An 11,088-nucleotide genomic window follows, 5' to 3' on the forward strand; every position below is an offset into this window, starting at 1 on the left:
TATTTGTGCAGCCGCGACCACACACATACCACTCTTTGATTAAACGGCGGGCAGGCCAGAAATGTGTAAAAGAGACGCCCGGCCGCCAGCGAGGGCGCGCGGGCGGCGTCGCCCCTATTCCACCGCCAGCTCTTCCCAGCCCAGCTCGCGCGTGCGTGCCAGCGCCTCGGTGACCTGCCGCGCCGCGTCGCGCGCGGCCTCGGCCAGGGGCTGGCCGGCCAGCAGCGCGGCGGTGATGGCCGCCATGAACACGTCGCCGGTGCCATGCACCGACGGCGGAATGGCGATTTCCGGATGGCTGACCACCGTGACCTCATCGCGCGTCACCACGGCCAGGCGCAGCGTGCCGGCCTCGGCCTCGGCCGGCGCGGCGCTGGTGGCCACGATCCAGCGCGGGCCGCGCGCGATCAGTTCGCGGGCGGCGGCCACCACTTCATCCAGCGTGACCAGCTTGCGGCCGACCAGCAGCTCCAGCTCGAAATGATTGGGCGTCATGCCGTCGGCATGCGGCACCAGCAGGTCGCGGTATTGCGCGACCAGGCCCTCGTTCACGTACAGCCCGTCGTTGCGGTCGCCCATGACCGGATCGATATGCACCTGGATGTCAGGCCGGGCGGCGCGCAGCGCCGGCAGCCAGCGCGCCAGCGCGTCCGCCTGGGCTGGCTGTCCCAGGTAGCCGCAGACCACGGCCCGCGCCACGCGCGTCACGCCCCGGTCTTCCAGCCCCTGCAACAGGCCGTCGAACCAATCCATGGGCACGGCTCCGCCATGCAGCGTCGGATAGTGCGGCGTGTTGCTCAGGATCACGGTGGGCACGGCCAGCGCGCGCCAGCCGGCCTTGCGGAACACCGGCATGGCGGCGTTGTTGCCGACGCAGCCATAGACGACCTGGGATTGGATGGAAATGATGTCCACCTGGACGGTGGCGGCGGGCAGCGCTGCGCCTGGCGTTGGGGCAGCGGAAGTTGCGGTCATGCTGCAAGCTCCTCGGGGGAACGGATAGGGGATCGCCGCCAAGCGGCGGCGTCCGCTTATTCTAGTCCCGCCCCCGGCTATTCCCCCGGCCGGGCCGTGACCAGCCAGCCAGCCCCGTCCAGCACGGCGCTGTCCAGCCCCGTCAGATGCGGCAGGTAGGGATAGGCCAGCGCCGACACGATCTGGCATTGCGCCAGCTGCGGGTGCTCGGCATTGAGCAGGTACTGCAGGCCGCCCGCCGCCGAGGGCACGCGCAGCAGCGCGGTCTCGCCGCGCGCCAGCCAGGCATTGCCCAGCGCGCGCGTGGCCTGCAGGTCGGTGAGCCAGTTGGCTGGCGCATCGCTGTCCTGTACCGCGCTCTCCGGCGCGGCGACCTCCAGCAGGAAGTAATGGCGAGGCAGCGCGCGCGGGTGCGCCACCTCGGCCTGGGCCAGCCGCGCGAACACGGCGGCGGCCGGACTGGCGTCCAGCACCACCACCGGCGCGCCGGGGCCATGCCAGCGGCCCGGCGGCCGCCCGCGGGGCTGCAGGTCCTGGCTGTTGCTCAAGCGCCAAAGCGCGATCATGGGCCGTTTCCTTCGTCTATGTTGACCAGCCATTGCTCGATCATCGCGGCATACCGGCCGTACTGGCACAGCAGCAGCGGCACCCGGCCGTGCAGGCGGCGCTTGGGCTGGCACAGCCAGCGGTGCGCCAGCTCGCGCTCGCCGAAGACCAGCTCGGCCAGCCACGCGACCCGCAGCGCGCGATAGAGCACGCGCAGGTCGGCCAGGTCCAGGCTGGCCTCGCGCGCCGCCTCGCGCGCGCGGCCCGGCTCGGCTTCCGGCACCAGCGGGAACCATCTGCGCATCTCGTCGGAAAAGGTGGCGCGCAGCGCCTGGATCAGGGCCGCCGCGCTCTGGACGCTGACGGGCGGATCGGCCTGGCCCAGCGCCTGCAGCAACCTGTCATCCAGGCGCTGCGCGAGCGCGGGCACAGGCTCGGGCGCCTCAGGGCTTGGCGCTCGCGACGGCGCCGCCGGCCGCCGGGGCGGCCGCGGTTTGCTCGAAGGCGGCATTGAGGGCCGCGCCATCGATACTGACGGTTCCCGCATTCAGCAAGCCCTCCAGATAAGCGCGCGCGGCAAGTTCCTGACGCTGGCTGCGCAGCGCGGCGCGCAGTTCGCCCTTGACCTGATCGAACGGAGTCACGCCGGCCGGACGCAGGTCCGCCAGCTTCAGGATGTGAAAGCCCGCGGCGGACTGCACCGGGGCCGACACGTCGCCGGTCTTGAGTTGCTCGACCACCGGACGCATCTCCGGCGTCAGCTGGGCCAGCGGCAGGAAGCCGATGTCGCCGCCCTGTTCGCGGCTGCTGGCGTCCTGCGAGTTGGCGCGCGCCAGCGCGGCGAAATCGGCCTTGGGCGCCTGGGCGCGCTTGACCAGGTCCTGCGCCTGCTTGCGCGCGGCGGCCACGGCCTCGGCGTCGCCCAGCGGCGCCGGCAGGAAGATCTGGCTGACACGGTACAGCGCGGGCTGGGCCAGCTGCGGCTTGGCGCGCTCGTAGGCGGCGGCCAGGTCGGCCTCGGCCGGATAGTCGTCGGGCGCGCGGCTGACCGATACCAGGTAGCTCTGCATCAGGATCTGTTCCTGCGCCGCCTGGAAGGCGCGCTTGACCTCGGGCTTGTCCTGCCAGCCCTGGACGCGCGCCTGTTCGATCAAGGCCTTCTCGGCGAGCCGGGCGCGCAGCCATTGATCCAGGCCCGCGCGGTTGTCCTTGAGCTGCGCGCGCGCCTGCGGCGGCAGCGCCTGCAGCTGGCGCTGCAGCTCGTCCCGATCCACCTGCACCGCGCCCAGCGTGGCCACGGCCGGCGGCTTGGCGCCGGCGGCGGGCGCGGCGACCGGGGCCGGCTTGGCGGCGGCCTGCGGCGCGGGCTTGCTTTCGCTGCTCTGGGCGGGACTGCCGCGCATCAGCGCGACCGCGCCGGCCGCGCCGGCGACCAGCAGCACGGCGGCGGCGATACGGACTTTCGTGGGCTGTTTCAGGATGCTGTTCATGGTCTGTCTCACAAGCTGGCAAGCGCTCGCGGCGGGCGGCGGACACGGACCGGATCCGCGATCGCGGACTCCTGCCCGGGGCGCCGCCCCGCGGGCCTTAGTGCGTCGTCGGCTCGGCCGCGGATTCGGCCTGCGCCTCGGACAGCGATTCCTGGGACTGGCCGGTTTCCTCGCCGGCGCCCGGCGCGGCGTTGGCGCGCAGGAACAGCAGGAATTCCTGCAGCAGGCGGTCCCACAGTTCGGTGGTGGCGAGCAGATAGTTCTCGGACACGCCGCCGGCCACGATCACGTCCAGTTCCAGCACCAGGAAGGCGCCTTGCACGGTCAGGCGGGCGAAGCGCTTTTCCACGTTCCAGCGCTCGGCCAGGCCGGCCGGCAGCTCGCCCTGCACGCGCAGCGCGCAGCTCAGCGTGTAGTCCAGGAACTGGCCTTCCGGCAGCGCCGGGTTGCCCATGCGCGCGGCAAAACCCACGCCCTGGCTGGCGCTGAGCAGCTGCACCATGCCGTTCTGCTCGGACACGGTGACGCGGTAGCCGGCCGATTGCAGCACTTCCTGCAGGCGTTCGGCGCTCACGTCGAGAATCAGGTTGGAGTCGGTCATCGTCATTTCCTTGCGGGTTTATTTGGTTTGGGTCTGCATGGTGAACGCGTCGGCGGCGCCCGGTTCCGGCGCGCCGGGCTTGGGCGAGGCGATGGCGGCGGCCGAGGCCGGGACCTGCGCGTCGTACAGCTTGTCGCCGTACTCCTGCGCCTGTTCCTCGAACTTCACGCGCGCGCTGCGGGCGAAGGGCTGGCGCATGGCCATCATGTCGCCCGTGCTGACGCGCTCGTAGGCGTTCAGGATGTCCTTGCCGGCCTGGTACATCTCGCGGTTCTTGGCGACGCAGCTCTTGACCTGCTCGTCGCGCTGGGCCAGCGCGCCGGCCAGCTTGGCGCGCTCGCTTTCCTTGGTGCGCGCCAGGACCAGCAGCTCGTCGTAGGCGCCCTTGAACTTGCCCAGCTGGGCGTTGCTGGCGGCGATCTGCGACTGGGCGCTTTCCAGCACCGCGCTCTGCTGCTGCGACAGCTTCTCGGCCTGGCCCTGGACGCGGGAAAGCTGGCCGCGCAAGGCTTCCAGCTCCTTCTGCGCCGCGTCGCGCTGGGCCTCGGCCGCCGCCTTGGCGGCGTTGACCTGGGCCTGCTCGCTCTGCATCTGCTGCAGCTGCTGCGTGGTGCTGCGCAGCTGCGCGCGCAGCTTCTCTTCCATGCTTTCGGCTTGCGCGGCGGCGCCCAGCGTCAGGCCCGCGGCGCACAGCGCCGCCATGGCCGCCAGCCGGCGGCCGCGCCCGGCCGACAGCGGCGCGGCCTGGCCGGATTCATCCCATACGGTGTGCATGTCCATGGCCTCAGAACCTGGCGTTGATCTCGAACTGCATGGTGTCGATGGCCAGCGGCGCGCCGTAGACTTCCTTGGTGCTCATCCAGCGCAACACGCCATAGACGTTCTTGTCGAAGGCGTAGCTGCCGCCGATGTAGTAGCCGCGCGCGTTGGTGCCGCCCTGGTGGAACGACGAATCGTTGAAGCCGTCGGGCAAGGCATCCGGCTGGATGTACTTGTAGCCGACGAAGGCCAGCCAGTCGCCCTTCTCCTTCAGGTCGAACGAACGGCCCAGCGTGGCCTGCAGCATCCAGGCGTTCGGACCGCTCTGCACTTCGCCGTTCTCGTTGAAGTTGTTGACCAGGTGACCCTGCGAACGGCTCCAGATCTTGCCCTTGCTGTAAGCCAGGTTGCGGATGTAGTTGCCGTTCAGGCGCAGGCCCAGGCCGTCGAACACGCGCGTGTCCCAGCGCAGGTTCACGTCCAGCAGGTCGAACTTGGAGGCCAGGCCCACGAACTGCGGCTGCGGCGTGGCGCCGGGGTTGGCCGGATTGGCCATGATGTCGCGCAGCAGGAACAGCGTGTTGCCCTTCTGCATGAAGGCCGGACGCGACCAGTCGGTATCGCAGTTCTGGTCGCCGTTCCACGGCGAGCAGGGGCTGGAGCGCTTGCCCGCGATATTGTCGAAATGGTAGTAGGCCAGCGCGCCGCGCAGCGTGTTCTTGTTGTTGACCTTCCACTCGGCGCCGGCCTGGGCGGCCAGCAGCCACTTGTCCTCGCTCTTGCCTTCCTTGAAGGACGACGAGTTCCAGCCATTGGCGCTGTACTCGGTGGAGAAGGCGCCCAGCGTGCCGAACAGCGTCACGTCGCGGCCCTGCAGCGGGTGCTTGAAGATCGCGGCCACGCCGTCGAAGTTCAGGTCGTTCGAGAACAGCATGTCGGTGGAATCGAACGGATTGCCGATGCGTCCGCCGGTGACGGTGGCCCACTTGGTCGGACGGTAGGTCAGGTAGGCCTGGTCCAGCCAGATGTCCTTCTTGGACATGCCGCCGCCCAGCGTCTGCGAGGTCGACACCGGGCTGTCGTCGCTGCCCGTGGCCAGGCGGATGCCGGCGGTCCAGGACTCGGACAGCTCGGCGCGCACGCCCAGGCGGGCGCGCACGCGCAGCTGGTTGCGGCGGTCTTCGCGCGTGTTCAGCATCGGCGGGTAGCTGTTGCCGCCTTGCGGATTGACGTCGTACGGCCCCTTGGCGTTCATGCGCGCGAAATCGGTGATTTCGTTGCTGTTGCTGCCCGAGTACAGGCGCGACTCGTCGCGCACGCGCACATCGCCCTCGACGGTGATGCGCGAAACCCAGTCGGGGAAGGTGTTCGGCTGAGCCCAGTTCTCTTCCTTGGCCTGGGTCATCACTTCGGCCTTGACCTCGTCGCGGATCTGGTCGCGCACGGTCTGCGGGATGTACGGCACGCGCACGTCGCCGGCCTGCGCCACGGCGGCGCCACGGTCATTGCCGGTCGCGCGCGCGCTCTTGGCCTCGGCCTCGGCCTGCGCCACCAGCGCGTCGGCCTGGTCCTGCTTGATGACGCCCTGCTGCACCAGCAAGCGGATCAGGTTGACGGTCGCGTTCTCGGACGGGGCCGGCGCGGCCTGCGCCGGCAGCGCCACGGCGCCCGCGGCGGCCAGGGCCAGCGCGGCGGCCAGTCGGTTGAGTTGGAACTTCATTGTCTTGACACTCCAGGGATCTGTTCGGTTCGTGATTTCAGGAGGGGCGGCGGCCGGTCAGCGAGGCGCGGATGGGCATGCTGACCGAGGCCGGCGGACGTTCGTCCAGCGCAGGCACCGCGCGCAAGGCCGCCACCACGCGGGCGTCGACGTCCGCATCGCCGCTGGACTTGGTGAGCTCGACGCGCGTGACCTGCCCGCTCGCCGTCAGCCAGATGTTGGCCTGCAGGCGGAAGGTCAGGTTGCGGGTGCGCTCGTCCTCGCGCAGGATCTTCTGCAGCGCGTAGGCGAGGTACTGGCTGTACGTGGCGTTGCCGGCGCGGCCGCCGCCGCCGCCCGACATGCCCTTGCCCTGGCCGGCGCCGATGTTGAAGGCGTCGTTGCCAGCCTGCGCGTCGCCATCGATCTGCATCGGGTTGGCGAGGTCGTCGGCCGGCCGAGGCGGCGCCTCGTCCTGCGGCTTGGGCGGCTCGGGCGTGGGCACCGGCTCGGGCTCGGGCACGGGCTGCTGCTCTTCCTTCGGCTGCTCGGGCTCCGGCGGTTTCTCGGGCTCGGGCGGCGGCGGAGGCGGCGGAGGCAGCGGGATGATGGCCGACACCTTCGGCGGCTCGCGCCGCACGCCGGACATGTCATTGGCCCAGCGCCACAGCAGATAGGCCGCGGCGGCCAGCGCCACGGCCACCGCCGCCAGCTTCAGCCAGCGCAGCGCCGGGCGCTGCGCGCGCGGGGAATCGGATTCAGGAAACGACATGACGTTTGCCTCGGCCCCTATTGCGGCTTGCCGGTGACCAGGCCGACCTGGGCGAGTTCCAGGCGGCGCAGCAGGTCCAGCACTTCCACGACCTTCTGGTACTGCACGGCGGCGTCGCCGCGCACGATGACCGGGAAGTCGGGGTTGAGCGCTTTCTCGGTGCGCAGCCTGTCCTCCAGCTCGGGCAGGGTGACCGGATAGGCGTCCAGGAAGACCTGGCCGGCATCGTTGACGGAGATCGCCTTGGTCTTGGGCTGCGACAGGGCCATCGAAGAGCTGGCCTTGGGCAGGTTGACCTTGATGCCGGCGATCTGCGCGGTGGCGGTCAGGATGAACATGACCAGCACCACCATCAGCACGTCGACCAGCGGCGTGATATTGATGCCGTCGACGGGCGCGTCGTCGTCATCATCCTGGGCGGCGGATACGGAAGCCATGGGATCTCCTTATGCTTCGGCGGCGGCGGGCTGCGCTTCGCGGACCGCGGGGCGGCCGGCGGCGCGCGGCGCGGGATGGTGGGCGGCTTCCTGCTCCTGCGTCTCGCCATGCACTTCGGCCAGGCGCGTGACGAACTCGTCGACGAACACGCGCATGTCGGCGCTGACTTCCTTGTTGCGCGAGACCAGGCGGTTGTAGCCAAACAGGGCCGGGATGGCGACGAACAGGCCCATGGCGGTGGCCAGCAGCGCGGCGGCCATGCCGGGCGCGATGGCGTTGATGTTCACGTCGCCGGCCATGGCCGTGCCCAGGAACACCACCATGATGCCCAGCACCGTGCCCAGCAGGCCGATGTACGGGCCGCCGGCGATGGCGTTGGACAGCGAGCCGAGCTTGGCGCCCAGCACCTGGTTTTCCTTGGTGCGCACGGCGTCCATCGAGGCGCGGATGGCTTCGATGGTGGCGGCCGAGATCGAGCTGGTGTCGGCGCCCTGTTCGCGGCGGGTGCGGATTTCATTGACCGCCACGCGGTACAGGCGCCACAGCGGGGCATGCTCCAGCGAGCGCGCCAGGTTGGCGTCGTCGGCCAGCAGTTCCAGGCGCTTGCCGACCTTGGCGAACGACTCGCGGAAGGCGTCGTTGGCGCGGGCCACGCGGGCCACGTTGCGGCTCTTCCTGATCATGATGAACCAGGACTGCACCATCATCACGACCAGGATGGCGATGATGACCCAGGCGTCGATCGGCACGGCCTTGAGCAGGAAGCCCAGGCCGCCGAAACCGAAGCCGGACTGCTCTTCGTCGGTGCCATAAGCCACCAGGCGCGATTCGGCGCCCTGCGCGGTGGCGTCGGCCAGGATCAGCGCGGCGGGGCGGGCGATCTTGGACAGGCGCACTTCGTCGATGGCGCCCACGAACGGCGCATAGACCGGACGGACGGGCGCGGCTTCGACCGGCGCCTGGCCGTCGGCGGCGGGCGCGGCGGGGGCAGGCGGGGCGACGGCCGGAGCCGGCACGTCACCGCCCAGGGCGGCGACGGTGTTCAGCGGCGGCAGGCTGGCGGCCAGCGACGACGAGACGCGGCCGTTGACGTACAGGTTGACCTTGCTGCCGTCGGCCGTCACGGCCACGTGCTGCCAGGCGGCCGGGGCCAGGGGCTGGCCAGGCTGGCTGCGCTGGCCGTTGACCTCGACGAAGGGCACGCCCTGGTTGATACCGACCAGCAGCGAGTTGCCGGCGTCGCGGCGGGCGTAGATCAGCTGCTCGCCAGCGGGCTGGTCGGCGCGCACCCAGGCGCTGAACGTGAAGGAACCGGCGGCCGGGATGGCCAGCGAGGGGCTCGCGGGCAGCATCAGCGGCGCGCCGCCTGCGAACTGCGCGGCGCGGCCGATCACGCCGTCCACCGCGGCGGTGGTCGGGGTCTGGGCGTGGTTGCTGTAGGCGGTGGTGTCGCGCGGCGGCGCGCCGGCGGCGCCGTCGAAGTGGTAGACCAGCGTGTAGTTCGGGTCGAAGGTCAGCTGGCCATTGGCCGAGGCCGGGGCCTTCTGGTTGCCGTAGTACATCCAGATTTCCTGGCGCTGGCCGTCGGCCAGCTCGGGCACGTCCACCCAGATCAGGGCGATGCCCAGCAGCGGATCGAAGGCTTCGAGCTGATGGTTCAGCACGGTCTGGTCATCGGCCGCGACGAAACGGATGTCGGCGCCCTTCTCGCTGATGCCGTCGAAGGTGAAGTTGCCGGTGTGCAGGCGCACCAGCAACGGCGAACGGCCGGCGGCGCCGCCCAGCGGCGCGCCTTGCGGCGTGGTGTCCACGGTGATCTGCTTGCGGTATTGCCAGTCGGCCTGCCACCAGGCGTTGGCGGCCGCCGGCGCTAGGCCGGCCAGCACGGTCAGTAGGAACATCAGTAAACGTTGCATGGTCAGGACTCCGGGAGGAATGCGGTTGCGTGCGCGCTCAGAAGCTGGCGCGCAAGTTGAAGTTCAGTCGGGGATCGTGTTTACGGGTGTTGGGACCGTCCTTGAGCGGGTAGCCCCAGTCCAGCGAGCCGCTCAGCCAGTCCAGCACCTGCATGCGGGTGCCCAGGCCGACGCTGGCCAGCGAGTAGCTGGCGTCCTGCTCCGGCAGCGTTTCGCGCAGGCGCAGGGTGGCGGCGTCGGCGAAGGCGTAGAAGCGCCATTCGTTGACATTGGGGCCCAGCCAGCGGGCCAGCGACGGCGTGCGCCACTCGACCGAGCCGAGCACGCCGTCGTCGCCGGTGCGCTCGGCGGCCAGGTAGCCACGCACGCTGGTGGCGCCGCCAGCCGAGAACTGCTCGTTGGACACCAGGGCGCCGGACGAAAGCTGGAAGGCGCCGCGCAGGCCCAGCTGCCAGTCGCCGAACAGGTTCTGCGTATGGGTGCCGTCGCCGCGCAGCAGCGCGAAGCTGGGGCTGGCGCGATAGCGCTTGTCGTCGAATTCCTTCCAGTCGCTGCCGATGCCGAAGGACGAGCGCGTGGCGCCGACGATCGACAGGCCCACGCTGCTCTGCGAGGACTCGGAATAGCGGTAGCCGTTGTACGAGAACGTGAACGGCAGGTACTTCAGCGGGATGAGTTCTTCGTTGTTGCCGAAGCGCGTGGTTTCATCGAACTTCTTGTAGTCGATGCCCATCGTCAGCGAGTTGTACCACTCGCCCTGCGGCTCCATGCTGTAGGTCGCGCTGACGCCGAACGAGTGGCCCTTGCCCAGCACGTTGGTGCCGCCGATGGTGGCCACGTTGCTGTCGCTCTTGTAGCCGGAGAACTGCAGGCTCCAGCGGTTGGACAGCGGCATCGAGTACGAGCCGGACCAGACCTTGGCGTTATCGGTCTGCTGCGGCGCGGTGAAGAAGGTCAGGCTGACGGAATGGCCCAGCTGCCACAGGTTGTCGTAGCCGATCGAGGCGGTGCTGCGCAGCTTCCTGGTGTCGGCGCTGTAGTCGTTGTTCAGGCCCACGCTGGCGTGCCAGGGGCTCTTGTCCTCGACCTTCAGGTCCACGTCCATGGTGCCCGGCATGCGGCCTTCCTTGACCAGCGGCACCACCTGGCGCGAGGCGCCGCGGTTCAGGTTGGTCAGTTCGGCCTGGGCCTTGTTGAAGTTCGGCACCTCGCCTTCCTGCAGCGCGGGCACTTCATCGCGGATGGTCAGCGGCGAATAGTGCTTGGCGCCGACCACGCGCACGCGGCCGACCTTCGTTTCCGACACCTGCAGGAAGACGATGCCGTCGGCCACCTGCTGCTCGGGCAGGTCCACGTACACCGATTGGTAGCCGCGCTCCTGGTAGATGGTCTGCAGGGCCTCGCGCGCGGCCTCGATGTCGGACAGCGTGCGGTCCGGTCCCAGGTACGGATAGACCGCCTTCTCGATGTCGCGCGCCTCCAGCACGGTGTTGCCGCGCACGATGTACTCGTTGACGTTGACGCGGCGCTGGTCGGCTGCCGCGGCGGCGGCATCGGCGGGCGCGGCGGCCTGCGCCCAGGCGGCGCCAGCCGCCAGCGTCAGGACGATCGCTCCCGCTGCGCGCAAGGCGCTGCCCTTACTCTCGAAATCATGCATAGCGATGCACTCAGTTCCTTTTATGAAAACCGGTCAGTGGCCGGCCGCTACCGTGCAGTGCGCTTGACAATCTCGTGACGGATTTCTGCCCGCATGTCCTCGTCCGCAGCTTCTGCTTGTTACTAGACGTACTGGCGAGCCCGAGACTGCGCGTTGTAAGAAAAATTTCACGTAACAGCGCCGGCGCCCCTGGGAAGGCCCGCCGGAACGGACCAGGGCCCGGAAATCTCCGGGC

At 69.8% G+C, this 11,088-nt stretch carries 11 protein-coding genes; all 11 read right to left on the minus strand.

Features of this window, described 5'->3' with window-relative positions; all coding sequences use genetic code 11:
• Positions 1-114: 114 nt before the first annotated feature.
• Positions 115-975, minus strand: coding sequence for a pyridoxine/pyridoxal/pyridoxamine kinase (gene pdxK, locus AC6LJ9_RS29340; protein WP_498150286.1), 861 nt, complete (start codon positions 973-975; stop codon positions 115-117).
• 77 nt (positions 976-1,052) lie between these two features.
• Positions 1,053-1,541: an RES family NAD+ phosphorylase gene (locus AC6LJ9_RS29345; protein WP_498150287.1), complete on the minus strand. Its 489-nt coding sequence runs from the start codon at positions 1,539-1,541 to the stop codon at positions 1,053-1,055.
• The gene (locus tag AC6LJ9_RS29350; protein ID WP_349291676.1) at positions 1,538-1,951 is read right to left on the minus strand and encodes an antitoxin Xre/MbcA/ParS toxin-binding domain-containing protein; all 414 of its coding nucleotides are present in this window, start codon (positions 1,949-1,951) and stop codon (positions 1,538-1,540) included. Before AC6LJ9_RS29350 ends, AC6LJ9_RS29345 begins: the two co-directional genes overlap by 4 nt.
• A 13-nt stretch (positions 1,952-1,964) precedes the next feature.
• The gene (locus AC6LJ9_RS29355; RefSeq protein ID WP_498150288.1) at positions 1,965-3,011 is read right to left on the minus strand and encodes a peptidylprolyl isomerase; all 1,047 of its coding nucleotides are present in this window, start codon (positions 3,009-3,011) and stop codon (positions 1,965-1,967) included.
• A gap of 97 nt (positions 3,012-3,108) precedes the next feature.
• On the minus strand, positions 3,109-3,612 hold the full coding sequence (locus tag AC6LJ9_RS29360; RefSeq protein ID WP_498150289.1) for a YbjN domain-containing protein: 504 nt from the start codon (positions 3,610-3,612) through the stop codon (positions 3,109-3,111).
• A gap of 18 nt (positions 3,613-3,630) precedes the next feature.
• The gene (locus AC6LJ9_RS29365; protein WP_498150290.1) at positions 3,631-4,392 is read right to left on the minus strand and encodes a DNA repair protein; all 762 of its coding nucleotides are present in this window, start codon (positions 4,390-4,392) and stop codon (positions 3,631-3,633) included.
• A gap of 4 nt (positions 4,393-4,396) precedes the next feature.
• Positions 4,397-6,091 carry a putative porin gene (locus AC6LJ9_RS29370; RefSeq protein WP_212321287.1) on the minus strand — a complete coding sequence of 565 codons (1,695 nt, stop codon included), beginning with the start codon at positions 6,089-6,091 and terminating at the stop codon, positions 4,397-4,399.
• A 37-nt stretch (positions 6,092-6,128) separates the two neighbouring features.
• The gene (locus AC6LJ9_RS29375; RefSeq protein WP_212321285.1) at positions 6,129-6,842 is read right to left on the minus strand and encodes an energy transducer TonB family protein; all 714 of its coding nucleotides are present in this window, start codon (positions 6,840-6,842) and stop codon (positions 6,129-6,131) included.
• A gap of 17 nt (positions 6,843-6,859) precedes the next feature.
• The gene (locus AC6LJ9_RS29380; protein ID WP_103275596.1) at positions 6,860-7,279 is read right to left on the minus strand and encodes an ExbD/TolR family protein; all 420 of its coding nucleotides are present in this window, start codon (positions 7,277-7,279) and stop codon (positions 6,860-6,862) included.
• 9 nt (positions 7,280-7,288) lie between these two features.
• Positions 7,289-9,196, minus strand: coding sequence for a DUF2341 domain-containing protein (locus AC6LJ9_RS29385; RefSeq protein ID WP_498150291.1), 1,908 nt, complete (start codon positions 9,194-9,196; stop codon positions 7,289-7,291).
• Between the two features lie 37 nt (positions 9,197-9,233).
• A complete protein-coding gene (locus AC6LJ9_RS29390; protein WP_498150292.1) occupies positions 9,234-10,853 on the minus strand; it encodes a ShlB/FhaC/HecB family hemolysin secretion/activation protein in 1,620 nt (539 codons plus the stop codon).
• Between the last annotated feature and the right edge of the window lie 235 nt (positions 10,854-11,088).

Source organism: Achromobacter sp. 1011811831, assembly GCF_059760905.1.